General features: G+C 72.4%; 26 protein-coding genes. 9 read left to right on the top strand and 17 right to left on the bottom strand.

The annotated features are described in order from the left end of the window. Positions 1 to 109 precede the first annotated feature (109 nt). The gene (locus RB608_RS08030) at positions 110 to 1,429 is read left to right on the top strand and encodes a DUF222 domain-containing protein (RefSeq protein WP_308087285.1); all 1,320 of its coding nucleotides are present in this window, start codon (positions 110 to 112) and stop codon (positions 1,427 to 1,429) included. A 371-nt stretch (positions 1,430 to 1,800) separates the two neighbouring features. Here the strand turns inward: RB608_RS08030 and RB608_RS08025 are convergent, their stop codons facing one another. The 8 genes from RB608_RS08025 to RB608_RS07990 all read right to left on the bottom strand — a co-directional run bounded on the left by RB608_RS08025 (position 1,801) and on the right by RB608_RS07990 (position 6,814). Continuing rightward, complete coding sequence (locus tag RB608_RS08025) at positions 1,801 to 2,070, bottom strand: Rho termination factor N-terminal domain-containing protein (RefSeq protein ID WP_308087284.1); 270 nt, start codon at positions 2,068 to 2,070, stop codon at positions 1,801 to 1,803. A 45-nt stretch (positions 2,071 to 2,115) separates the two neighbouring features. Further along, positions 2,116 to 2,814: a hypothetical protein gene (locus RB608_RS08020; protein ID WP_308087283.1), complete on the bottom strand. Its 699-nt coding sequence runs from the start codon at positions 2,812 to 2,814 to the stop codon at positions 2,116 to 2,118. Positions 2,815 to 2,827: 13 nt separating this feature from the next. Continuing rightward, positions 2,828 to 4,060: a divalent metal cation transporter gene (locus RB608_RS08015; RefSeq protein ID WP_308087282.1), complete on the bottom strand. Its 1,233-nt coding sequence runs from the start codon at positions 4,058 to 4,060 to the stop codon at positions 2,828 to 2,830. Continuing rightward, complete coding sequence (locus RB608_RS08010; RefSeq protein ID WP_308087281.1) at positions 4,057 to 4,515, bottom strand: hypothetical protein; 459 nt, start codon at positions 4,513 to 4,515, stop codon at positions 4,057 to 4,059. Before RB608_RS08010 ends, RB608_RS08015 begins: the two co-directional genes overlap by 4 nt. Further along, positions 4,512 to 4,991: a DUF6328 family protein gene (locus RB608_RS08005; RefSeq protein WP_308087280.1), complete on the bottom strand. Its 480-nt coding sequence runs from the start codon at positions 4,989 to 4,991 to the stop codon at positions 4,512 to 4,514. The genes RB608_RS08010 and RB608_RS08005 overlap by 4 nt, the downstream gene beginning before the upstream one ends. Beyond that, a complete protein-coding gene (locus RB608_RS08000) occupies positions 4,988 to 5,158 on the bottom strand; it encodes a hypothetical protein (protein ID WP_308087279.1) in 171 nt (56 codons plus the stop codon). The genes RB608_RS08005 and RB608_RS08000 overlap by 4 nt, the downstream gene beginning before the upstream one ends. A 25-nt stretch (positions 5,159 to 5,183) precedes the next feature. Beyond that, entirely contained in the window at positions 5,184 to 6,047 is an 864-nt protein-coding gene (locus RB608_RS07995; RefSeq protein ID WP_308087278.1) for an SDR family oxidoreductase, read from the bottom strand. A gap of 71 nt (positions 6,048 to 6,118) precedes the next feature. Next, positions 6,119 to 6,814, bottom strand: coding sequence for a PAS and ANTAR domain-containing protein (locus RB608_RS07990; protein ID WP_308087277.1), 696 nt, complete (start codon positions 6,812 to 6,814; stop codon positions 6,119 to 6,121). Between the two features lie 130 nt (positions 6,815 to 6,944). Here RB608_RS07990 and RB608_RS07985 point away from each other — a divergent pair, with 130 nt between their 5' ends. Genes RB608_RS07985 through RB608_RS07975 form a run of 3 tightly spaced genes read left to right on the top strand, consistent with a single transcriptional unit; the run spans position 6,945 to position 9,356 of the window. After that, positions 6,945 to 7,973 carry an iron-containing redox enzyme family protein gene (locus RB608_RS07985; RefSeq protein WP_308087276.1) on the top strand — a complete coding sequence of 343 codons (1,029 nt, stop codon included), beginning with the start codon at positions 6,945 to 6,947 and terminating at the stop codon, positions 7,971 to 7,973. A gap of 7 nt (positions 7,974 to 7,980) precedes the next feature. Continuing rightward, positions 7,981 to 8,181: a CDGSH iron-sulfur domain-containing protein gene (locus RB608_RS07980; protein ID WP_308087275.1), complete on the top strand. Its 201-nt coding sequence runs from the start codon at positions 7,981 to 7,983 to the stop codon at positions 8,179 to 8,181. Then, positions 8,178 to 9,356, top strand: a complete 1,179-nt coding sequence (locus RB608_RS07975) for an alcohol dehydrogenase catalytic domain-containing protein (protein WP_308087274.1) — start codon at positions 8,178 to 8,180, stop codon at positions 9,354 to 9,356. The genes RB608_RS07980 and RB608_RS07975 overlap by 4 nt, the downstream gene beginning before the upstream one ends. A 93-nt stretch (positions 9,357 to 9,449) precedes the next feature. Here the strand turns inward: RB608_RS07975 and RB608_RS07970 are convergent, their stop codons facing one another. Beyond that, positions 9,450 to 10,289, bottom strand: a complete 840-nt coding sequence (locus RB608_RS07970) for a sigma-70 family RNA polymerase sigma factor (protein ID WP_308087273.1) — start codon at positions 10,287 to 10,289, stop codon at positions 9,450 to 9,452. Between the two features lie 231 nt (positions 10,290 to 10,520). Here RB608_RS07970 and RB608_RS07965 point away from each other — a divergent pair, with 231 nt between their 5' ends. Beyond that, entirely contained in the window at positions 10,521 to 10,880 is a 360-nt protein-coding gene (locus RB608_RS07965; protein WP_308087272.1) for a hypothetical protein, read from the top strand. A 153-nt stretch (positions 10,881 to 11,033) separates the two neighbouring features. Then, the gene (locus tag RB608_RS07960; protein ID WP_308087271.1) at positions 11,034 to 11,732 is read left to right on the top strand and encodes a response regulator transcription factor; all 699 of its coding nucleotides are present in this window, start codon (positions 11,034 to 11,036) and stop codon (positions 11,730 to 11,732) included. Positions 11,733 to 11,864: 132 nt separating this feature from the next. Here the strand turns inward: RB608_RS07960 and RB608_RS07955 are convergent, their stop codons facing one another. The 8 genes from RB608_RS07955 to flgN form a co-directional block, all read right to left on the bottom strand. Further along, a complete protein-coding gene (locus tag RB608_RS07955) occupies positions 11,865 to 13,829 on the bottom strand; it encodes a methyl-accepting chemotaxis protein (protein WP_308087270.1) in 1,965 nt (654 codons plus the stop codon). Then, positions 13,826 to 14,326: a chemotaxis protein CheW gene (locus tag RB608_RS07950; RefSeq protein WP_308087269.1), complete on the bottom strand. Its 501-nt coding sequence runs from the start codon at positions 14,324 to 14,326 to the stop codon at positions 13,826 to 13,828. The genes RB608_RS07955 and RB608_RS07950 overlap by 4 nt, the downstream gene beginning before the upstream one ends. Then, complete coding sequence (locus RB608_RS07945) at positions 14,323 to 16,482, bottom strand: chemotaxis protein CheA (protein WP_308087268.1); 2,160 nt, start codon at positions 16,480 to 16,482, stop codon at positions 14,323 to 14,325. The genes RB608_RS07950 and RB608_RS07945 overlap by 4 nt, the downstream gene beginning before the upstream one ends. Before the next feature lie 119 nt (positions 16,483 to 16,601). After that, positions 16,602 to 16,847, bottom strand: coding sequence for a carbon storage regulator CsrA (gene csrA, locus RB608_RS07940; protein ID WP_308087267.1), 246 nt, complete (start codon positions 16,845 to 16,847; stop codon positions 16,602 to 16,604). A 17-nt stretch (positions 16,848 to 16,864) separates the two neighbouring features. After that, the gene (gene fliW, locus RB608_RS07935) at positions 16,865 to 17,254 is read right to left on the bottom strand and encodes a flagellar assembly protein FliW (protein WP_308087266.1); all 390 of its coding nucleotides are present in this window, start codon (positions 17,252 to 17,254) and stop codon (positions 16,865 to 16,867) included. 44 nt (positions 17,255 to 17,298) lie between these two features. Then, the gene (flgL, locus tag RB608_RS07930; RefSeq protein WP_308087265.1) at positions 17,299 to 18,189 is read right to left on the bottom strand and encodes a flagellar hook-associated protein FlgL; all 891 of its coding nucleotides are present in this window, start codon (positions 18,187 to 18,189) and stop codon (positions 17,299 to 17,301) included. Between the two features lie 19 nt (positions 18,190 to 18,208). Continuing rightward, positions 18,209 to 19,612 (bottom strand): flagellar hook-associated protein FlgK, encoded by a 1,404-nt coding sequence (flgK, locus tag RB608_RS07925; protein WP_308087264.1) that lies wholly within the window; start codon positions 19,610 to 19,612, stop codon positions 18,209 to 18,211. Further along, the gene (flgN, locus tag RB608_RS07920; protein WP_308087263.1) at positions 19,612 to 20,091 is read right to left on the bottom strand and encodes a flagellar export chaperone FlgN; all 480 of its coding nucleotides are present in this window, start codon (positions 20,089 to 20,091) and stop codon (positions 19,612 to 19,614) included. Before flgN ends, flgK begins: the two co-directional genes overlap by 1 nt. A 267-nt stretch (positions 20,092 to 20,358) precedes the next feature. On the opposite strand from flgN, the gene RB608_RS07915 reads away from it, so the two are divergent. From RB608_RS07915 to fliD, 3 genes are all read left to right on the top strand, one after another. Continuing rightward, positions 20,359 to 21,201 carry a sigma-70 family RNA polymerase sigma factor gene (locus RB608_RS07915; RefSeq protein WP_308087262.1) on the top strand — a complete coding sequence of 281 codons (843 nt, stop codon included), beginning with the start codon at positions 20,359 to 20,361 and terminating at the stop codon, positions 21,199 to 21,201. A gap of 125 nt (positions 21,202 to 21,326) precedes the next feature. Beyond that, positions 21,327 to 22,457: a flagellin gene (locus RB608_RS07910; protein ID WP_308087261.1), complete on the top strand. Its 1,131-nt coding sequence runs from the start codon at positions 21,327 to 21,329 to the stop codon at positions 22,455 to 22,457. 101 nt (positions 22,458 to 22,558) lie between these two features. Next, on the top strand, positions 22,559 to 23,905 hold the full coding sequence (gene fliD, locus RB608_RS07905) for a flagellar filament capping protein FliD (RefSeq protein WP_308087260.1): 1,347 nt from the start codon (positions 22,559 to 22,561) through the stop codon (positions 23,903 to 23,905). The last annotated feature ends 7 nt before the right edge of the window (positions 23,906 to 23,912 follow it).

Below are 23,912 nucleotides of genomic sequence, written 5' to 3'. Positions count from 1 at the left end.
GTCCTGGTCGGAGCCATTGCCTGTTCACACCCCGGTGATCGGGTTTCGCTAGTCCACAGGCGGGTTTGCGACACGTTGAAGTGTCGTGGGCGGGTGGGAGAATCCAGTCATGGATCTCGCCACCGACGCCCGTTCGACAGCAGTGTTGCTGTCGCGTGTCGGTGAGCGGATCCGGTCCCGCGAGACGTTGATCGTCGAGGAGTGGGAGGACATCGCGACCTGGGCCAGCGACCATGTGATCGCCGGTCCTGAGGGTGCGGCGACGATCACCGAGGGCTACCTCGACACCGGGGTCCCGATCGCCGGCGACGGCGCTCCACTGGTGTCGGAGTTCGGGTTGATGGAGCTGGTCGCGGTGCTGGGCCGGTCTCCGGATGGTGGGAAGGGGTATGTCGGGCGGGTCATCGAGTGCGCATGGCGGCTCCCCCACGTCTACGCCGCCGTCACCGCGGGTCGGTTGGCGCCGTGGCGGGCCGAGCGGATCGCCGACCTCACCCACGCTCTCAATGCGGAGGCGGCGGGGTTCGTGGACCGGCAGCTCTGGGACGCCTCCGGGGTCGGGTGGGCCCAACTCGAACGACTCGTGGCCGAGGCGGTGCTGCGGTTCGACCCCGAGCAGGCCGAGGTCGAGCGGCAGAAGGCTGCGGATGGTCGGCGCTTCGACGTCGGGGAGGTCGACGAGCACGGGCTGGTCCACCTCGACGGGCTCCTGGATGCCGCCGACGGACACGACCTCGACCTCGCGGTCGCCCGCCGAGCTGAGGTTCTGGGCCGGCTCGGTGACGACTCCTCGCTCGATGTGCGGCGCTCGAAGGCCGCAGCCGAACTGGCCCGCCAGGACCTCGCCCTGGACCTGCTGATCCCCGACCCCGACACCGGAGAGGCGGTCGCGACCGTCCCGGGCCGCAAGGTCGTGCTGAACGTGCACATCACCGACACCACTATCACCGGCACCACGGCCACCGGGGACAACCCGTTCGGGAACCCCGTCGGCCGGTGGGAGGAGGGCCGCTGCCCGGTCTCCTCGGCGCAGATCCGTGAGTGGCTGCGGACCAAGGGCACGACCGTGATCGTGCGGCCGGTGATCGATCTGGCCGAGCATGTCCCGGTCGGGTCGTACGAGATCCCTGACCGGCACCGCACCCGGGTGATCCTGCGGGACCACACCTGTCGGTTCCCACACTGCTCTCGCCCCGCGCAGCGTTGCGATGTCGACCATGCCCGCCCTTACGGCGAGGGCGGGCCGACGTGTCCGTGCAACGAGGTCGCGTTGTGTAGGCGGCATCATCGTGCGAAGACCCACTCCACCTGGCGCTACGACATCGTGATGCCGGGGACCTATGTGTGGACCAGCCCGAACGGCCACCGGTTCCGGGTCGACCACCGCGGCACCCACCCCATCCGGACCACCCACCCGCCCGACGAGTAGCCACCCCGCCCCACACCCCGCGACCCGACGGTCGCGGGGACGTCGCCATGTCGGGATCTGTGGCACGAGGCACGAGCGACCGGAGCGGGAAGGCGGACCCTTTCCGCGAGCCGGCCGTCGTGCCGCCATCCCAACCCGACCACCCACCCAGGCCGACCGCGCTCGCGCCATCCCACTCAGCGGTGGCCGGTCATCGCGGGAAGCGACGCCGACGCCGCGCAGGGAGCGAGGCACGAGCGACCGGAGCGGAGAAGGCGGACCCTTTCCGCGAGCCGGCCGTCGTGCCGCCATCCCAACCCGACCACCCACCCAGGCCGACCGCGCGCGGCAGCGCGGCGCGAGGCACGAGCGACGCGCTCGCGCCATCCCACTCAGTGGTGGCGCAGAGCGTCGATCAGCTCGTCCTTCCTCATCGACGACCGGCCCTCGATGTCGAGCTCGCCGGCGCGCTTGCGCAGCTGGTCGACGGTCCAGTCCTCGTAGTCGCCGGCCTTGCCACCGCGACGGGCGACGGTGCTGGCGCCCTCGGTGGCCATCGCGTTGGAGATCCGGGCGGCCTTCTCCTTGCTGGCGCCGTCCTTGCGGATCTCCTCGTAGGCGTCCGGGTTCTTGATGCCGGGTCCGTGCTTCTTGCCAGGCATGTCTCCTCCTCCGGCAGGTGGGGTGTAGGTGTGTTCGTACCGGCGTTACCCGCGCAGGGGCGCGAGAGACGCCTCGGCTCCGATCCGGACCACGCCGGCGTCGGTGTCGATGTCGACGGCGGGACCGAGGTCGACGACGCGGGCGTGACGGTGCAGCCAGCCGATGAGGGCGGCGACGACGGCGGGGCCGGGCTCGCTGCTGCGGTCGTAGCCGAACAGCGCGCCCGGGCGGCCGGGTCCGACGAGGAGGGCGACGACCCGGTGCTCACCGGGCCTGCCGGGTGCGCCGGTCATCCGCAGGTCGAGGACCTTCGATCGCCGGGGCAGCGCGGCGCAGCGGACCGGGAGCCCGAGCAGGTCGCCGACCCGGCACCGGCGCGGGTCCGCCGCGCGCTCGTGGGCCATCCGGTGCAGCAGACCCGGGGCCGGCTCGGAGAGCCGGACCTCGCTCGAGACGTCCTCGACGAGGTCGAAGTCGACGACCAGCGGCAGCTCCTGGTCGGCCGCGGCCTCACGGACCAGGCGGTGCGCGCGGGCAAGGCCCCCACCCAGCCTCCGGCCGAAGCGCGGCAGGAGGGCGGGCAGGCCGACCAGCAGCGCCGTCGGCACGAGGGCGCCGTCGTCGTCGAGGACGAGCTCGACGTCGTCGACCTTGCCCACCAGGCGGTCGTCGGCGCCGATGATCTGCCGGTCGAGCAGATGCAGCCCGACGTCGTACCCGTCGCGGTCGGCCAGTGAGACCATCAGTCCTCTCCTCTCAGCCCTGCCCCATCGACGTGACGATCATGAGCGGGATCGCCGCGAGGGCGGCGACCGCGATGACCACGAGATAGACGACGCCGAGTGTGTTGGCGACCCGCCCGTTGACGTGCTCGCCGAGGTAGTCGGGGTCGTTGGCGACGACGAGGATCGGGAAGTACGTCAACGGCAGCGCGATCGCGGAGAACACCACCGAGATCTCGGTGACCATGATCGGGTCGACGCCGGTGAGCAGCACGCCGGCCGCGGTCACGGTCACGACCAGCAGGATGATGTGGAAGCCCGCGGCCTCGCGCGGGCGCACGTACTTGCCCCACGGGAACCCGAAGTACTGCGCGAGGCTGTAGCCGGTCGACAGGCCCGTCTCGCAGGCGGCGCCGAAGGTCGCCGCGAAGAAACCGAGCACGACGACCGCCAGTCCGATCTTCCCGAGGCCGATCGCCACGGGCAGGCCGACCTGGCCCAGCGTCTCGACCGTGACGCCGGCGGGCAGGAAGACGGTGGCGGCGCACGCCGCGATGGCCACCGAGAGGATCCCGCCGAGGGGGAAGCCGATGAAGACGTTGGCCCGCATCACCCCGATGTCCTTCTCCGTCCAGCGCTCCTCCACGCCGCCACTCGAGAAGAAGAACACCTCGTACGGCGTCATCGCCGCGCCGAACAGGGCGACGCCGAAGAAGGCGTACGTCGCCCAGCTCTCCGCATCCGGCTTCTCCGCGGGCGACAGGCCGGTGGCGAGCTCGCCCCAGTCCGGTCCGAGCTGCCACAGCGCGACGGCGAAGGCGATCAACGCCAGCCCCATCAGGCCGAGCACGTTCTCGATCGAGGAGAACCTCGCCCGCCACAGCACGATCCACACGGCGACCGCCACGAACGGGACGATCAGCAGGTGGTGCACCGAGCTCACCAACTGCAGGGCGAGCGCGACGCCGCCGATCTCGGCGATGAAGGTCAGCAGGGTGACCAGCATCGAGCCGACCAGGTTGAGAAAGCCCATCCGCGGGCCGAGGCGCTCCCGCACGAGGTCGAAGGTCGCGCGGTGGCTGACCGCGGCGATCCGGCCCGACATCTCGGCGAACACGCAGATGCCGACGACGCCGACGACCACCACCCACACGAGGGAGGTGCCCAGCCGGGCGCCGACCTGGGCGTTCGTGACCAGGTCGCCGATGTCGACGAAGCCGCCGATGGCGGTCAGGATGCCGAGCAGGACGGCGAAGTAGCGCTTCACGGGGCGGCCTGCCGCAGGTCGCCCTCGAGGCGGTCGAGGTCGTCGAGCAGCCCGGCGTCGTCGTACCGACCGGCCACCGCACGGGCCCGGGCCTCGGCGACGAGGTCGACCGCGCGGTCCAGCAGGTCGAGCACGGCGGCGGCCGTGTCGGCGCGCGCCGCGGGCACCTGCACCCGGGCGAGGTCCTCCTCCGCCCGGCCGGCGGCCTCCTCGGCCTGGACCACCAGCACGGTCGTGTACGACGACCAGGTGCGCCCCTCCCCCGCCGACGCGAGCGCGAGGCGGACCGTGGCCACCTGGCTGCCCGCGTCGGTCAGCGCCTGGGCGGCCCGGTCGTCCCAGGCGGCGGCATCGGGCCGGGCGACCACACCGCACCCGCCCAGGAGGACGAGCGGAAGGACGAGCGGGAGGACGAGGAGGACCGCGACGACGGTCGGTCGCTGCGAGCGCTTCACCGCTCGCGGCCCCGCCAGGGAACCGCCGCCCACATCAGGGTGAAGGCGAGCGCAACCGCCGCCGCGGCGATCAGGGCCGCGGACGGTCCGAGGACGATGTCGAACACCAGCAGCACCACCGCCGTGGAGACGGCGGCCAGGCCGACCAGGCCGGCGAGCGCGCACCGGTGCGCGGCCGCGACGATCCAGTCCCGCCGCCCCTGCCGGAACAGCACCCGGTGGTAGCAGACCGGCGCCACGATCACGAGCGTGGTGAGCACGGCCCCGACGAGGATGCCGAGGTAGATCCGCTGCTGGGTCTCGGTGAGCTCGGTGAACCGCTCGGTGAACGGCACGGTGAGCAGGAAGCCGGTGAGGATCTGCACCCCGGTCTGCATGACCCGCAGCTCCTGGAGCAGCTCGCTCAGGTTGCGGGTGATCTGCTGAGGCGGGCGGGTGGGACCCGGCCGTCCCGCGACGGGGTGCGCGGTGCTCACGCCCGCTCCTCCTCCAGGTCCGCCACGTGCGGGTAGTCCTGGTCGGGGTCGACCTCGACCACGGGCTCGTCGAGCGGAGCCTCCGGGTCGGTCGGCACGTCGGGGTCGTCCGGGACCACCGGTTCGTCAGGCTCCACGGGGCGTTCGGGATCGGGGATGGTGTCCATGCCGCGGCGGTACCCGGTGACGGGCTCAGAACACGGGCTTGCCGCCGGTCACGCCGAGCACCGTGCCGGACACGTACGACGCGTCGCCCGGGGAGGCCAGGAACACGAACGCCGGAGCGACCTCGGCCGGCTGCCCGGCCCGCCCGAGCGGGGTGTCGACGCCGAAGCGCTCGACCTTCTCGGGCTCCTGGGTGGCCGGTTGCAGCGGGGTCCAGATGGGGCCCGGAGCGACGGCGTTGACGCGGATGCCGTCGCCGCCGAGCGAGGCGGCGAGGTTGACGGTGAGGTTGTTGATCGCCGCCTTGGTCGCGGCGTAGTCGAGGAGCGTCTCGGACGGCTCGAACGCCTGGATGGAGCTGTTGTTCACGATGCAGCCGGGCCTCCGGCGCAGATGCGGCGCGGCCGACCGCACCAGCCACATCAGCGCGTAGAGGTTGGTCTTGAAGGTGCGGTCGATCCGGTCGTCGCTGAGGTCGTCGACGGCGTGGTCGCGCGCCATCTGGTAGCCCGCGTTGTTGACCAGGACGTCGAGGCCCCCGAGCTCGTCGGCGGTGCGCCGGACCGCCTCGTCGCACGCGTCGCTGGTGCGCAGGTCCAGGGGCAGCGCCAGCACGCGGCGGCCGGCATCGGCGACCAGGGCCGCGGTGGCGTCGGCGTCCGGCTGCTCCTCGGGGAGGTGGGTGAAGGCGATGTCGGCGCCCTCGCGGGCGTAGGCGATGGCGACGGCCCGGCCGATGCCGGAGTCGCCGCCGGTGATCAGGGCGATCTGTCCCTCGAGACGGCCGTGGCCGACGTACGACTGCTCGCCGTGGTCGGGCTCGGGTCGCATCTGCGCGGTGAGGCCCGGAGGCGTCTGCTGCTGGGCGGGGAAGGCTACGTCGTCGGTCATGTCCCGGGCGTTACCCCGAGTGCACCGCGCCGAGTCGGGTACACCAGGGAGCGTCCGTGCTCTCCCACGGCTCAGCCGGAGCGGTCCTCGCGGGCCGTCCGGCTGGCGGTGAGGTCGTCGAGTAGTGCGTCCAGCAAACGGCGCAGCCCCGGGTGGCTGACATGCCCCTCCCGAGCCACCTGGATCAGGCGCTCGGCGACCTCCCGCACCTTCACGTTGCGGTTGCGCGACCACCACTTGAGCATCGCGAAGGCGGCATCGGCGTCGAGACCGTAGCCCAGCATCAAGATGCCCTTGGCCTGCTCGATCGTGTCCCGGGACGCGGCCGACGCGGCGACCGCGGCATCGGCGGCGGCGGCGGTCTCCGCGTCGAGCTCGGGGGTCAGGTCGAGGTAGTAGCCGACGAGGCGGTCGACCTTGCCGCTGGTGCGGCCGTCGTCGTACTGGCCCTCACCACACAGCACGACGTTGCGGACCTCGACGCCGACCAGGATCCGGTAATAGACGTTGAACGGCGCACCGTCGGCGACCGCCTCCTCCAGGGTCTGCTCGACGAGCGCACGGTCCTGCTGGTGCTTGTGCCGCATCACCAGCTCGGTGGTCGGCTCCACCTCGCCCGGCCGGTAGCCGTGGATCGCGAAGACGTCGTCGTCCCACTCCCAGCGCTCGTCCGCGACGTGGAAGACGAATCGCCCGGTCTGACGGGGGCCGTCGGGGTCCAGCGGCGGCAGCGGGAGGACCTCGCCCCCCGGAACGTCTCCACCCATCTCGTCTCCTCGTGCGCGTCGGTGCTGCTGTATGGAGGCAGTCGGCGCGGGTACCCCGCAACCACCCGAGAGGAGGTCGCCGCGGGGTGATCGGACCGTCTGCGACGAGAACTATAGGGACGAGGACCGGATGAGACTGCCTGCCCCCTGTGGACCGCTGAGCGAAGGCGTGGTGGAGACCCTGCGCGCCCGCCCCGCCGGCCCCCACGCCGTGCCCGAGCCGCGGGCGATGGGCGACGTCACCTACCCGCTGACCGACCGCGACTTCCAGCTCGCGCTGTGGATCCTCTACGAGCTCCACTACCGCGGCTTCGAGGACGTCGAGGACCCCGGCGCCGAGTGGGACCCGCTGCTGATGGTGAGTCGCGCCGCCCTGGAGCGCACCTTCGAGCACGCGGTACGCCGCCTGGTCGGCGAGGCGTCGCAGGACGCGCCGGCGCTCGCCGATCTCGGTGACACCCCGGCCGCGCAGGTCACCGCCGCGCTGGTCCGGATGACCGCGCGCTCGGGCCCCTCCGAGGTCGCGCAGTTCCTGCACCGGCGCGCCACCCGCGAGGAGTTCCGCGCCTACCTGGCCGAGCGCGCCGTCTACCACCTGCGCGAGTCGGACCCGCAGTCGTTCGTGCTGCCCCGGATCGGCGGCGCCGCGAAGGTGGCCCTCGCCGAGCTGCAGTACGACGAGTACGGCGGCGGGCGCCCCGACCGCCTGCACCAGGCGCTCTTCGCCCGCGCCCTGGCCTCGCTCGACCTGCCGACCGACCTGGCGCCGTACGTCGAGCGGGCCACGGGAGCCACGCTCGCCTCGGTCAACCTGATGTCGCTGTTCGCCCTCAACCGGCGCCTGCGCGGCGCCGCGATGGGGCACCTCGCCGCGTTCGAGGCGACCAGCTCGCTGCCCTGCGAGCGGATCCTGCGCGGGGCGCGTCGGCTCGACCTGCCCGAGGCGGTCCAGGACTACTACGACGAGCACGTGGAGGCCGACGCGGTCCACGAGCAGCTCGCCATCCGGGGCATCTGCGCCGCCCTGGTCGAGGACGAGCCGGACCTGGCGCCCGACGTCGTGCTCGGCGCCACCGCCTGCCTCGCCGTCGACGGACTCGCCGGCGAGGTGCTGCTCGACGGCTGGCACGGCCGGCGCGACGCACGGGCGGCGGGGTGAGGCCGTCATGAGCGAGCGACGGGTCGTGGTCACCGACTGCCCGGGCGGACCGCTCCTGGTCCGGGGCGCCGACGAGGTCGTCGGCGTCGACGGGAGCACCGCCCGCGTCGAGCGCGCCGTGGTGGCGGTGTGCCGGTGCGGCCGGTCCGATCGGATGCCGTGGTGCGACGACAGCCATCGCGACCGACGGCGGAAGACGAAGCCGTGAGAGCGGTGACCTGGCAGGGCAGGGGCCGGATGAGCGTCGAGGACGTCCCCGACCCGCGGATCGAGCAGCCGGACGACGTCGTGGTGCGGGTGACGTCGAGCGGTCTGTGCGGTTCCGACCTCCACCTCTACGATCCGCTGGCGCCGTTCATGGAGGCCGGCGACGTGGTCGGCCACGAGCCGATCGGGGTCGTGGAGGAGGTGGGTGCCGGAGTCGGGTCACTGCGAGTGGGCGACCGCGTCGTGGTGCCGTTCAACGTCAGCTGCGGTCGGTGCTGGATGTGCGTCCGGGGCCTGCAGAGCCAGTGCGAGACCACCCAGAACCTGGAGCAGGGCACCGGCGCGAGTGTGTTCGGCTCCAGCAGCCTGTACGGACAGATCCCCGGCGCGCAGGCGGAGTACCTCCGGGTGCCGTTCGCCGACAACCTGCCGATCAAGGTGCCCGATGGGCCGCCCGACGACCGCTTCGTCTTCCTGTCCGACGTCCTGCCGACGGCCTGGCAGGCCGTGGAGTACGCCGGCGTCGGCCCCGACGACAGCCTGCTGGTGCTCGGCGCCGGCGCGATCGGGGACATGTGCGCGCGGATCGCCCTCCGGCGCGGGATCCGGGTCCTCGTCGTGGATCCGGTCGTCCATCGGCTGCAGCGGGTCTCGGCGTACGGCGCCGAGACGCTCGTCACCGGCAGCGACGCCGAGACCGTGAGGGCCGTCCTCGAGGTCACCCGCGGTCGGGGCGTCGATGCGGTGATCGACGCCGTCGGCATGGAGGCCCACGGCTCGCCCGCCGCCGAGTCGACGGCGCTGGTCGCGATGCTGCCGGACAGCGGCGCCGGGCCGCCGATGCGCAGCGCCGGGGTCGACCGGCTGGCCGCGCTGCATCTCGCGATCGACGTCGTCCGCCGCGGCGGCACGGTGTCGGTCGTCGGTGTCTACGGCGGTCCGATGGAGCCGATGCCGCTGATGGAGATGTTCGACAAGCAGGTCCAGCTGCGGATGGGCCGGGCCAACGTGCGGCACTGGAGCGACGACATCCTCGCGCTCCTGCTGGAGCCGGCCGACCACCTCGGTGTGGAGACGTTCGCGACCCACCACCTCCCGCTGGAGGACGCCCCGGCGGCGTACCTCGACTTCCGGGACAAGAAGGACGGCATGGTCAAGGTGCTGTTCCGGCCCTGACCGGGCGACGACCCGGCGACAGCGGTCCGCCGACGCTGTCCCTGAGCGTATCGAGGGACCGATATCGGCGGACCGCCGTCGTCGCTGCGGCCCTCAGGCGGCGCGGGGCCGGCCTCCCGGGCCTCCCCCGCCGACGGCGCGCCGCAGGTCGGTGAAGATGCGCTGGAGCAGCCGCGAGACCTGCACCTGGGTCACGCCGAGCTCGTCGGCGATCTCCTGCTGCGTGCGCTGCTCGTAGAACCGCATCCGCAGGATGCGGCGGTCGCGCGGCTTGAGCCGGCGGCAGGCCGGGCCGAGCAGGGCGACGGCCTCGCTCTGCTCGTAGCCGGCTTCGAGCGTGGGCAACAGCTCGCCCAGCGGGCTCCCGGTCGCGGCCACGGGCTCGTCGAGCGAGGCCGCGTGCGCGAGGTCGCCGCAGGCCAGTGCCTCCTCGACCTCGGCCGGCGGACAGTCGAGCTCGTCGGCCAGCTCCGCCGGCGTCGGCGGACGGCCGAGCCGCTGGGCCAGCTCCTCCTCGGCGGCGACCACCCGCGGCCGGATCTCCTGGATCCGTCGTGGTGGGCGAACCGCCCAGGCGGCCGAGCGGAAGTGCCGCTTGAGCTCGCCGAGGATGCTCGGGACCGCGAAGACCAGCAGGTCGTCGCCGCGCTCCGGGTCGAAGGACTGCACCGCGCGGGTCAGCGCGAGACAGGCGACCTGCTCGAGCTCGTCGGCGGACTGCCCGCGGTTGCGGTAGCGCGCGGCGAGGGTGCGGGCCACCGGGATGTTGAGCACGATGACCTCGTCGAGCAGGTCGTGGCGCTCCCCTGGTGGACACTCCCGCGCCCTGGCCAGGAGCTCTGCTGTCCGGGTCTTCCGCTCGGCGGAGCTCACCCGGTTGATGGACGAGCCGGTGGAACGGTGGGGGATGGTGGGGATCGATGCGATGGACATGGTTACTCCCGAGGATCGAGAGCGGTGTGGCGGTGGGCTTGGCCACGGATGTCTGTTGCGTCGCTACCCAACCTAGCGCGATCTCATACCGGTGGCCACCCTTCCGGATCAGCCACGGTGGTCACAAAGAACTATCGACGAGAGGACCTTCGGTGCCATAACACGGTGCCCACCCGCGCCGTTGTACCGGCGTCAGGGCACACCGGGTGCTCACGGAGCCGGGGAGTCGCGGTGCAGCAGATCGTGGTGGCGCTGAGCCCCTTCACCCGCCGCAGCCGCTCGCTCGGAGTGAGCCACACCGACCTCGGCCTCGACCGCGGCCTGGAGCCCGGCGAGCACCTCCTGGTCCACGACCCGGTGGCCGACGAGCACTTCACCGCGGTGGTCGGCGACATCGCGTTCGAGCTCGCCGAGACGTCGTACCGCCTCGAGATCGGAACCCGGATCACCGCTGCCGAGGCAGCCGAGCGCCTCGGGCCGCCGAGCGACGACGGGCGGCTCACGACCCAGGACATCGTCGCGCTGCTCGCCGCGCTGCGGCGCGGCGAGCGGGACGTCGCCGCGGCGCTCGCGGACCTGCGCGCACGCTGACCCCCTCGCGCCGACCGCTCGCGCGAGGTCCTCGACCGGCACGGTTCGATCAGCCACGGCGGGCTAGTCCTTCGTGACCACTACCACGGATCCACCGGCTCGACCTTGCTCCAAGGGTCGCCGTCGACGGCGTGGCGCGGGAGAATCGCTCACGTGCCAGCCGAGAATCCGATCCGCGTCTACATCGTCGACGACCACGAGGTGGTCCGCCGGGGCGTGGCGAGCCTGCTCGCGACCGACCCCGAGCTCGAGCTGGTCGGGCAGTCCGGCAGCGCGACCGTGGCACTGCGCGAGATCCTCCAGCTGCGCCCCGACATCGCCGTCCTCGACGCGAACCTGGCCGACGGCACCGGCCTCGACATCTGCCGCGAGATGCGCTCGGTCGACCCCGACATCAAGGCGCTGATCCTGACGACCTACGACAACCCGGACGCGATCTCCGCGGCCATCCTCGCGGGCGCGTCCGGCTACGTCCTCAAGAAGATCGAGGGCAACTCGCTCCTCAACGGCATCAAGCTCGTCGCCGGCGGCCACTCCCTCATCGATCCCGCGGTCGCGAACCGCGTCGTCGAGCAGATGGAGATGCAGCGCAAGTCGCTCGACGTCATCTGCGAGCTCACCCCCCAGCAGCGCAAGATCTTCTTCCTCATCGCCGAGGGGATGACCAACCGGCAGATCGCCGAGAAGCTCTACCTCGCCGAGAAGACCGTCAAGAACCACGTCACCGGCCTGCTCTCCCGGCTGGGCCTCCAGCACCGCACCCAGGCGGCCCTGCTCGCCGTACGGCTGCGGGGCGCCGATGCGGCCGCCGCGGCCGAGCCGGCGAAGCCGCGGTTCTCCGCCGCGGGCTGACGAACGGCGCGCGCTCCGCAGCTCGGGCGGCGCACTTGTCCGGCACTTCTGTCGCTTGTCCGGCGTTGCAACGCCCGCCAGGTGCAGGAATCGCCGGTCGACCGGCGATTCCTGCACCCTGCCCCGCCGCGCTCAGAGCTGGAAGCGACCCACCATGTCCCGCAGCTCCGTGGCGACGCCGGTGAGCCCCGTGGCGGAGGCCAGCGTGTTCTCGGCGCCCTCCCGGGTGTCGGCCGCGGCGGTGGCGACCTGGGTGACGTCCTCGGCGATGCCGTTGGCGCCGGCGGCGGCCTCGGTGACCGAGCGCGCGATCTCGTTGGTGGTGGCGGTCTGCTCCTCCACCGCGGAGGCGATCGTCGACTGGATGTCGTTGATCCGGGCGATGACGTCGGCGATCCGGCTGATGGCGGACACCGCGCCCTGCGTGTCGCTCTGGATGGCCTCGATCTTCTGACCGATCTCCTCGGTGGCCTTGGCGGTCTCCTTCGCGAGCTCCTTGACCTCGTTGGCCACGACCGCGAATCCCTTGCCGGCGTCGCCGGCCCGAGCCGCCTCGATGGTGGCGTTGAGAGCGAGCAGGTTGGTCTGCTGGGCGATCGAGGTGATCACCTTGATGACCTGGCCGATCTCGGCGGAGGACTCGCCGAGGGAGGCGACCGTGCCCTGGGCCTCGGAGGCGACGGTGACGGCGTCGGTGGCGACGGTCGCGGCCTCGGTGGCGTTCTTGGCGATCTCGCGGATGGAGGCGGTCATCTCCTCCGCCGCGGTGGCGACGGTCTGGATGGAGGCGGACACCTGGACCGACGCGCTCGAGGCGGAGGCCGCCCGGTCGGAGGTCGTCGAGGCCCCTTCGCCCATGCCCTCGGCCAGGGACGTGAGCTGGTTGGCGGCAGCGCCCAGCGTCTCGGCGGCACCGCTGATGTTGCCCATGCTCGAGCGGAGGGTCGACATCAGCGTGCGCAGCCCCTCGGCGACCTGGCCGACCGCGTCGTCACCCTCGATGTCCAGGTCGCGGGTCAGGTCGCCCGCGGCGGCCGCGGAGACGACGTCGAGGATCTGCGCGACCTTGCCGGCGAGGACGGCGGCCGCCTCCCGGTCCGCCGCCTCGCGCTGGATCCGCGCCAGGGTGTGCGAGACGAGCCGGCCGACGTTCCGCAGCGCGTCGAGGCGCTGGACGCTCGGCTCGAGGGTCTCGGAGGCGAAGAAGTCCATGGTGCCGACGACCTCGCCGTCGAGGATCACCGGGAAGCAGATGCCCGACTTCACGCCGACCCGCTGGGCCACCGGAGCCCGGACGCAGTCGGTCATCTCGCCGATGTCGCGCGTGAAGTAGAGGTCGCGCTGCGCCCACGCCCGGCCGGACAGGCCGATGCCCTCGGCGAACGAGGCCTGCAGGGTGACCTGGCGGAACTCCGGTCCGGCGTCGCCGGACTCGCGGTCGAACTTCAGCAGCCGGTCCGCGGGGTCGACCGTCCAGTAGGAGCCGTATGCCCAGCCGAACTCGCCGCGCACCGTGTCGAGCGCGATCTGGATGGCGGTGTCGACCTCGGTCGCGGCGCCGAGGCCGGAGAGCACCTTGTTGACCGCCGAGGTGTCGGCCGCGGCCTCGGCCCGCTCGCGCTCGACCCGCAGCCGGTCCGTGACGACCTCCCAGGTCGCCATCGCCCCGACGTACTCGCCGGCGGCATCGGTGATCGCGCTGACCAGGAGATCGAGCGTCTGGTCGCCGACCTGGATGTCCGCCCGGCGCGGCAGGTGCTCGGCGGTCGCCAGCAGGCCCCGCTGGTAGGCGGGGTTCTTGTGGAAGACGTCGAGGCTGGACCCGACCACGTCGTCGGCCCGGACCGGCAGCACGTTCTCGAGGCTGCGCAGCGTCCGCAGCGACGCCGGGTTCATGTAGCGGATGACGAAGTCGCGATCGGCGAACATCATGTTCGTCGGGGAGTTCTCCATCATCGACAGGGCGAAGGCCGAGGCGTCGGGCGCCGTCGACCCGGTCGCCCCCCTCGGTGTCGTCGGTGTCGTCGACTTGGCGGGCGTCGCCTTCGCCTTCGTGGGGGCGGTGCCGTTGGCCGGCGCCTCCAGGATCTCGGTCATGGGGTACCTCCGGGGTTGTCGGGTGTGGTCGCCACATCGACCGCGCGGTCGGCGTCGAGGACGAGCAGGATGGATTCAGGCAGAGGACGGACGCCGCGGACGACGTCCTGCACGCCCCGAGGCATGGTGGTCGGCGCCGGCTGCAGGTCGACGCCGGCCGTGTCGATGACGTCCCCGATGTCGTCGACGAGGAGGCTGACCACCTCACCGCGGCTGCGGACGATCACGTTCATGGGGAGCTCGTCGCCGGACCGGTCGGGCAGCCCGAGACGCACCCGCAGGTCGACCGCGGTCACGATCTGGCCGCGCAGGTTGATCAGGCCGGTGACCGCGCGGTCGGCCCGCGGCACGGGTGTCATCGGCTGCAGCCGCAGCACCTCCTGCACCTCGTCGACGGCGACGCCGAAGAACAGGCCGGCCACCCAGAACGTGCAGTACTGCTCGGAGGTCCGGGTCGTCGTGCCCGGGCTCCCGCCGGTGTGCACGCGGGTGCTCACGCCGGCACCCCGGAGCGCCGTACGACCGCGTCGAGGTCGACGAGGTCGGTGACCCGGTCCTGGACGACGGCGCTGCCGGTGACGCCGGTACGACGGCCGACCTCGCTCGCGTCGACCACGACCTCGACCACGTCGAGCACCCGGTCGATCACGATGCCGACGGCGCCCGTCGCATCGCCGCTCTCGTGCACCACGACGCTGATCTGGTCCCCCTGGTCGCTGGTGTCGGGCAGGCCGATCGCCGCGGCGAGCCGCACGAGCGGGAGGATCCCGTCGCGGTACTGCACCACCTCGGCCGTGCCGCTGCGCTCGACCCGGTCGCGGCCGAACTCCTCGAGCCGTGCGACCGCGGCCAGCGGCAGCGCCGCGCGACGGCCGTCGGCGACCTCCAGGACCAGCAGCGCGGTGCGGTCGTCGGCGCCGCCGGCAGCGCGGTCGGCGGGCTCCTGCTGGGTCGCGCCGACGCCGACCGTCGCGGCGATGCCGGCGACGTCGAGGATGAGCGCCACCCGGCCGTCGCCCATGATCGTCGCGCCGGCGTACATGCTCAGGGCCTTGAGCTGGCGCCCGATCGGCTTGACCACGATCTCCTGGGTGTCGTGCACCTCGGAGACGCAGAGGCCGAAGCGCACGTCGTCGGACTGCAGGACGACGACCGTGAGCGCCTCGTCGCCGGACGACGACCCGCCCAGCGTCTCGGCGAGGGACACCAGCGGGAGCAGCCGGCCACGGAGCCGGAGCACCGGGGCGCCGGCGAGGTCCTCGACCTGGCGGCTCAGGTCGTCACCCTCGATCCGGACCAGCTCGACCAGGTTGGCCTGCGGGATGGCGTAGCGCTCGCCGCCCTCGCCGACCACGAGCGCGGGGATGATCGCGAGCGTGAGCGGGATCCGGACCCGGGTCGTCGTACCGCGGCCGGGCTCGGAGGCGACGTCGACGCTGCCGCCGATCCGCTCGATGTTGGTGCGCACCACGTCCATGCCGACGCCGCGGCCGGAGATGTTGGACACCGCGGCAGCCGTCGAGAAGCCGGGCCGGAAGATCAGCCCGAGCACGTCGCGCGCCTCCATCCGGGCGAGCTGGTCGCGGGTGACGACGCCCCGGTCGACGGCGACCGCGCCGATCGTGGCGGGATCGATGCCCTTGCCGTCGTCGGCGATCTCGACGACCACCTGGCCGGACTCGTGATAGGCCCGCAGGCTGAGCGTGCCCTTCGGTTCCTTGCCGGCAGCGCGGCGTACGTCGGGGGGCTCGATGCCGTGGTCGAGCGAGTTGCGGACCAGGTGGGTCAGTGGGTCCTTGACCGCCTCCAGCAGGCTGCGGTCGAGCTCGGTCTCGTGGCCCTCCATCATCAGCTCGACCTCGCGGCCGAGCTGGTGGGACAGGTCGCGGACGACCCGCGGCAGCTTCGACCAGATCTGACCGATCGGCTGCATGCGGGTCTTCATGATCGACTCCTGCAGCTCGCTGGCCACCAGGTCCAGCCGCTGGCTGGCGCGGACCAGCTCGGCGTCCGCGGAGCCGAGGCTGCGCTGCAGCAGCTGGTTGCGGGTCAGCACCAGCTCGCCGACCAGGTCGACGAGATCGTCGAGGAGGTCGACGTCGACGCGGACCGAGGAGTCGACGACGGTACGGCGCTCGCCGGGCTCCTCCGGCTCCGGCCCGGGGACCGGCTCCGGCTCCCGTTCCAGGGCGGGTTCGGAGGCGGGCTCGGGGGCGGGCTCGGGAGCGGGCGGGGGCACGACCGGCTCCTCGGCGACCGGGTCGGCGGCCAGGAGTGCCTCGAGGACGGCGACGACGGGGTCGACGGCGATCGCGGGGTCGGTGTCGCGGCCGGTCCGCTCGATCCCGTCGAGCAGGGCGCGCACGGTGTCGACCATCGAGAGCAGGCCCTCGGCGATCGGCGGCGTCATGACGACCTCGCCGTCCCGCAGCCGCGAGAGCAGCGTCTCCCCGACATGGGTCAGCTGCTCCAGCCGGTTGAGGGCCAGGAAGCCACTGGTGCCCTTGATCGTGTGGATCGTGCGGAAGATGCTCGACAGGCGCTCGCGCGACCCCGGCTCCCGTTCGAGCTCGACGAGGTCGCGGTCGAGCTGATCGAGGTTCTCGTGGGACTCCACGAGGAATTCCGCGATGATCTCGGCGTCGTCGTCCATCCGTCCCCTCCCAGGCGGGCGACCCGCACCGGGCGCGGGTCGCTCAACCTGCCGATCGGCCCGGCGCGGACGGGCGTGAGCCGAGTGGAGCGAGTTGGGATGTAGTCCCGGGCCGGCGCTCAGCCGCGGGAGCGGAGGGCCTCGCTGAGCGAGGCGACGGCGGAGTCCGAGGGCGAGGCGGCGTCGGCGTTGGCGTCGGCGAGCTCGGCGAGCAGCTCGGCCCGGTGGACGGCGACGGAGCGCGGGGCGGCGATGCCGATCCGGACGACGTCGCCGCGGACCTCGAGGACGGTCACGGTGACGGCCTCGGGTGAGTCTGCGCCGATGACGACGCTTTCGCCGATGCGACGCGAGAGAACCAGCACGTGGCGAGGTTAGCGCGTCAGGACACGAGCGGCGCGGCGAGTGGCAGGTCCGCGTCGTCGAGGATCACCTGGCTGGCGCGGCGGGTCGCCGGATTGACCACGAGCGGGGCCCGGAGGTTGACCGTGGTGTCGGCCAGGCTGGCGCCGGCCCGGACCACGAGCAGCAGGAGCACGTCGGCCGCGCCGGCCTCGTCGATGCCGAGCTCCGTCACGGTGTCGTCGTCGAGGTCGAGCGTGTAGTCGGGGTAGAACGGCGCCGGCGGGACCACGACGAACTGCAGGTCCTGGCTGTCGAGCGAGCGGAAGCCGTGCAGCAGGCCGTCGTCGTCGAGGCGGACCAGCGCGAACCGCGCATCGTCGGGGAATCCGGGCATCGGACGTGCCAGCTCGATGACGGGGAGGTCCATGCGGCCCATCATCGCAGGCCCGTTCGCCATCGTGAGCCCGTCCGTCATCGCAGGAAGTCCAGCAGACTGGGCTGCAGGACGCGCGAGGTCGCGCCGAGGGCCGCTTGGTAGGCGACCTCCTGCAGCTTGAGGTGCACGGTGGTCTCGGCGAGGTCGGCGTTCTCGATGGTGCTGAGGTGGTTGGACAACGAGGTCTTGGTGTCGTCGGCGGCCTGCGCGGACAGCTCGATGCGCTGGTGCCGGGTGCCGGCCGCGGCGCGGGCCCCGACGACGGTGTTCTCCCGCGCCCGGAGCACGTCGATCGACGCGGTGATGCCCGCACTGTCACCGGACCGCAGCGCCGTGGCGAGCGCGTCGAGCTCCGCGAAGACCGAGGACGCGCCGTCCCCGAAGACCGTGCGGCCGTCGACGTCGACCTGGACCACCACGTCGTCGGCGACCCGCCGGTTGACCGCACCGGCCACGCCGACCCAGGTCCCCGCCGCGTCGTAGGCCTGGCCGCCGGAGGTCACGCCGCCGAAGATCGGCCGCTCGAGATAGCGCGCGTTGGCCTGGCCCAGCAGCTGGTCGCGGACCCCCTCGACCTCGATCGCGAGCGCGTCGCGGGCCTGCTGGCCCATGGCACCGGTGTTGGCGCCCTGGAGCGCGAGGTCCCGCGCCCGCCGTACCGCACTGGTGGCGGAGTCGAGGGTGCTGTCGACCTGGCTCAGCCACCCCAGCCCGTCGCGGGCGTTGCGGGTGTACTGCGCCTGGTCGGCCACCGACGTGCGGATCCGCATCGCGGCGGTGGTGCCGGTCGGGTTGTCGGAGGGCCGGTTGATCACCCGGCCGGTGGAGAGCTGCTCCTGCAGGGCGGCCATCTGGCCGAGGCTGCGCTGCAGGTTGGCCAGCGAGCCCTCGGTCATCATCCGCTGGGTGACGCGTCCGATCGCCATCAGTGTCCGTCGCTTCCGGTCAGCGGCCGACGAGGCCGGTGCGGTTGATCAGGGTGTCGAGTACGCCGTCGAGGGTGGTCAGCAGGCGCGCGGCGGCCTCGTAGGCACGCTGGGCGGCGACCATGTTGACCGTCTCCTCGTCGAGACTGATGCCGGCCAGCTGTTCGCGGGCGTCGTCCAGCGATCCGGCCAACGAGGCCTGGTTGGCGCTCTGGCGCTCGAGGGCGGAGACCTGGGTCCCCAGACCGTTGACGAGGCGCTGGTACCCCTCGGGATAGGTACCGACCCGGCTGGCCAGGTCGGCGTTGCCGCCGTCCAGGGCGCCGCCGGGCAGGCTGGACGCGGCGATCAGGTCGGGGTCCGAGATCGCGACCTGGAGGCCGGCCGCGCCGACGAGGGGGTCGTAGGTGAACAGCGGGGCACCGGGCGCGCCGGTGGCGTCGTACCCCGCCGCCTGCTGGGCGTTGAGGGCCGACGCCAGGTCCGCGGCGACCGCGTCCAGCCCGGCCCGGTACGCCGGCAGCCGGTTCGTGAGCACCTCGGTGACCGCCCCGAGCTCGCCCCCCGGGCCGGCCGCGCCGGTGGGGAGCACGGTGCTGCCCGACGCGTTGTCGATGCGGTAGGTGAGCGGAGAGCCGTCGGCGTCGCCGGTCGGGGTGATCCCGGAGGCGAGGACGAAGGTGCCGGCCTCCTTGCCCTGGACGAGAGCTGCGCCGCCGACCGTCACGGTGAACTGGCCGTCCGCCTGGACCGTGGTGACGCCGCCGGCGAGCTCGGCGAGCTCGAGGGCGAGCTGGTCGCGACGGTCGCGCAGGGTGCCGGCGTCGGTGCCGTTCTGCTCGGTCACGAGGATGTCGTGGTTGAGGGCCGCCAGCCCCTTCGCGGCGGAGTTGATCTCGCTGACCAGGTTGACGGCGTTGACCCGCTGGTCCGCCTCCTCCCGGGCGACGTTGCCGGCCTGGGTCCGCAGCGCCTGGGCCAGGGTCTCCGCGCTGCCGATCACCTGCTGGCGGGCGGCGAGGCCGCCGGGGTCGAGGGAGAGGTCCTGCCAGACGTCGCGGAAGTCGAGCATCGCGGCGTGGACGCCGTTCGGGCCAGGCTCGCCGACGCCCTCCTCGACCCGGGCGAGGATCGTCCGGGTCGTCGACAGGTAGGACAGCAGTCCGTGCTCGCGGCGCACCCGCGAGTCGAGGAGCGGGTCGGTCATCCGGCGGACCTCGCCGACAGAGACGCCCTCGCCGTGGCCGTCGTACCGCGACCACATCGCCGGCTGCGCGCTGCTCACGGACGCGCCGACGACGCGACGGCGTACGTAGCCGTCGGTGGTGGCGTTGGCGATGTTGTTGCCCGCCACGTCGAGCGCGACCTGGTTGTAGCGCAGCGCGGAGAGGGCGGTGCTGATCGAGCCGAACGAGCCCGCCATCACAGGCTCCGGTCCACGAGGTGGTGACGGGGCGCGTCGGCGACGACGGTCCCGGCGTGCGTGTAGCTCGCGGTCGTGGTGCCTCCGATCGCGAGCAGGGTCTCGCGGGCCGAGCGGTAGCCGGCGGTGAGCAGGCCCTTGGCGTCCTCCGAGGTCTCCGCGATGTCGCGGGCGAGGTCGATCAGCGCGTCGCGGTGGTCACGCAGGATGCCGGCCCACGGGTCGGAGGCGGCCTCGGCCAGCGCGGCGAGCGACGGGTTGGGCGTCAGTCCGAGCGTGACGGCGGCCTCGTCGGCCGCTGCGGCGCGCAACACCTCGGTGGCCCGCAGGTCGTCGATCAGGTCCTCGATGTCCCGCGTGGCGTTGACCAGCCACCGGGTGCGGCCGCTGGCGAGCACCAGCCGCTCGACCTCGAGCCGATAGGCGAGGGCCTCGAGCATCTCCCGCTCCCGCCAGAGGACCTGCGACAGGTTGTCCATGCCTGGTGTGTCTGTGTCGACCACGACGATTCCGACCTCTCCGACCTCTCTGGCCCGCCCCGATCCGCGGGGACATCCGTGCCCTCTCATCGCCCGGCGCGGGCCGGATCTGAGAGGTTTCCCGCGAGGCAAGCCGTCGAACGGTCAGTCCGTGGCTGCCATGGTGACCAGAGGCACCCGGGACCTCGGTCCCCATTTGCCAGACCGAGCGGCCCGTAGAGTCACATTGCGCTGCGCGATCTTGGCAACTCGGCGGAATGTCGTGCCGTGAACGCGAACCAGCCAGCCGCCGCCGCGGGTACGGACGAGCTGATCACCAGCCACATGCCGCTGGTGGGGCACATCGTGCGAGAGACGATGGGCCGGGTGCCCTCCCATGTCAACCGCGACGACCTCACCTCCGCGGGACTCATCGCCCTGGTCCTGGCGGCCCGCGCCTTCGACGAGAGCCGCGGCGTCCCGTTCGACAGGTACGCCGCCACGCGGATCCGCGGCGCTCTGCTGGACGAGCTCCGCTCGGTCGACTGGGCCTCCCGCTCCGTGCGCCGCCGGGCCCGCGATCTCGCCGAGACCCGCAACCAGCTGTGCGTCGTCCTCGGCCGCACCCCCACCCTCGCCGAGGTCGCCCGCGCCACCGGCCTGACCGAGGAGGAGGTCGCCGCCAACGACGACGACGTGTCCCGGGCGCAGGTCCTGTCGTTGCAGGGCTCGAGCACCACTCCCATCGAGGAGCTCGTGCCGACCCGAGCGCCCTCCCCCGAGGACCTGGTCGAGCACGGCGAGCGGCTCACCTACCTCCGCGAGGCGATCGCTGAGCTCCCCGACCGGCTGCGGGTCGTGGTGGAGGACTACTTCTTCGCCGAGCGGCCGATGGCCGACATCGCGGCCGACCTGGGGGTGACCGACTCCCGGATCTCCCAGATGCGGGCGGAGGCACTCTCCCTGCTCCGCGACGCGCTCAACCACGAGCTGGAGCCTTCCCTCGTCCGGCAGGCCGGCAAGTCCGGTGGCGTCGCCCAGCGCCGCCGCGAGTCCTACTTCGCGGCCGTCGCCGCCCGGCATGCCGCCGGGACGCGGCGCGGCGTGCGCACCCTCGACGCCGTCGGCTGACCCGCGCCCGACCAGAGCCGCAAAACCGCTCAACCCGGCGCTCGGCGTACCGATCACCACCCCGACGGGCGACCACGGACGGTCCCCGGCCAACGCAAGTGACCTGATTCCAGGAGGGAAACACCATGGGTCTTCGCATCAACCAGAACATCGAGGCCACCAACGCCTACCGCAACCTGTCGGTGACGCAGGGGCAGCTCTCGAAGTCGATGGAGAAGCTGTCGTCCGGCTTCCGGATCAACCGGGCCGCCGACGACGCCGCCGGTCTGGCCATCTCCGAGGGCCTGCGCTCGCAGGTCGGTGGTCTCAAGGTCGCCGTCCGCAACGCGCAGGACGGCATCTCCGTGGTCCAGACGACGGAAGGCGCACTCACCGAGGTGCACTCCATCCTGCAGCGCATGCGCGACCTCGCGGTGCAGGCGTCGAGCGACAGCAACAACGCCGACGCGCGGGCCAACATCAAGGCGGAGGCGGACCAGCTCACCAGCGAGCTGACCCGGATCGGCAACTCGACCAACTTCAACGGCACCAAGCTGCTCGACGGCAGCGCGGGCACGCTGAACTTCCAGGTGGGGGCGGACGGCGACGCCAACAGCAACATCGCCGTCAACCTGTCGAGCGTCAACGTCGTCTCCATCGCCAACAACCTCGGCAGCGCGGGCGCGACGTTCGAGGTGCTGACCCCGACCGCCGTCACCGGCGCGATGGCCTTCTCGGCCACCGACGGCACGACCACCGACACCGCGACCGTCACCCTCGGCGCGGCCGGCACCTACACCACCACGCAGCAGGTCGCGGACGCCCTCAACGAGGACACCGCGTTCTCCGCGAGCTTCAGCGCCTCGGTCGACAACAACAACAAGCTGGTCGTGTCGTCCAAGAACGGCCTGACCGTCGACGTCGCCACCGACCCCGGCACCGGGGTCGACAACGGCGCCGCCACCGCCGGTGGCCTGAGCTTCGCCAGCCACGCGTCGGCCCAGGCCGCGATCAACACCATCGACACCCAGATCAACGCGGTCTCGACGGCCCGCGCCAACCTGGGTGCCTACCAGAACCGGTTCGAGCACACCATCGCGAACGTCAACGTGGCGATCGAGAACCTGTCGGCGTCGGAGTCGCGGATCCGCGACACCGACATGGCGTCGGAGATGATGAGCTTCACCCGGGCACAGATCCTCTCGCAGGCCGGCACCGCGATGCTCGCCCAGGCGAACTCCGCCCCCAACGGCGTGCTGCAGCTGCTCCGCGGCTGATCCTTCGGCACTCCCCCTGCGACGACGCTGTGACGACCAGGTGCCGGTGGGACCTCGGCCCCACCGGCACCTGCCGTTCCTGAACCCCACCGGAGGACTCCATGGCGACAGCGAGCATCGGCGGCCTGGCCAGCGGTCTCAACACCGCCGAGATCATCAGCCAGCTCATCACCCTGGAGTCGGCTCCGCAGCTCAAGCTCAAGGGTCAGCTCTCGACCGAGCAGACCCGGCTCTCCGCGCTCCAGCAGCTCAACGCCCGGCTGGCCACGCTCGCCGCCACGTCCGGGTCCCTGGCCGGCACGTCACAGACGACCGGCCCCTGGTCCGCCCTGAAGGCGACCTCCTCGAACTCCGCGGTCACGGTGACGGCGACGAACGGCGCGATGCCCGGCGCCTTCTCCGTCACGGTCGGCCGGACCGCCCTCGCCCACCAGCTCGCCTTCGCCGACGCCCACGCCAAGACCGACGCCGTCACCGGCGCCGGCACGGACGTCGTCCTCAAGCGGGCCGGCGAGCCCGACGTCACGATCGCCACGGCGGGCGGCACCCTCGAGCAGGTCGCGGCGGCCATCAACGCCGCGGACGAGGGAGTCCGGGCGACGCTCGTGAAGGTCACCTCGTCCGGCGGCGGTGGCGACACCTACCGCCTGCTGGTCGAGTCGACCACCACCGGCGCCGACTCGGCGTTCGAGCTCACCACCGCCGACGGCTCCCCGCTCCTGGGCGGCGCGAGCGTGCGGGCCGGGCGGGACGCCGCCGTCGCGATCGGGGGCATCGAGGCGACCTCCGGCACGAACACCTTCGCCGACATCACGCCCGGTGTGACGATCACCCTCGGGACCGCAGCCGCCGGCAGCGCCGACATCACCGTCAGCCGCGACGCCACCAGCCGCTCGGCCGCCGTCAAGGCGCTGGTCAACGACCTCAACGGCATCCTCGACGCGATCGGGACCGCCACCGCCCACAACGCCGACGCCACTAAGGCGGGCGTCCTGTCGGGCGACAGCACCCTGCGGGGAGTGACGGCCGGCCTGGCCGAGACGGTCTACCCCACCGACGGCACCAGCCTGGCGGCGTACGGCATCGAGGTGGACCGGTACGGTCGCTTCACGTTCGACGAGGCGGCCTTCGCCGAGGCCTACGCGGCCGACCCCGACGCGACGACCGCCGCCATCACCGGGGCCTCCGGCTTCGCGTCACGGATCGAGAAGGTCGCCAAGCTCGCCAGCGACAAGTACGACGGCATGGTCACCAACGCCGTCAACGGCAAGACCGCCGCCATCGGGCGCCTCAACGACAGCATCGCCGCCTGGGACGACCGGCTGGCGCTGCGCCGCACCACCCTGGAGCGCCAGTACACCGCCCTGGAGACCGCGCTCTCCCAGCTCCAGTCCCAGTCCAGCTGGCTCAGCAGCCAGCTCTCCGCCCTGACCGCGTCGAAGGAGTGAGGAAGCC

Source organism: Nocardioides sp. LHD-245, assembly GCF_030929495.1.
Classification (GTDB): domain Bacteria; phylum Actinomycetota; class Actinomycetes; order Propionibacteriales; family Nocardioidaceae; genus Nocardioides.
Note: the sequence above shows the minus strand (reverse complement) of the source record. Positions and strands in the feature narration are given on the sequence as shown.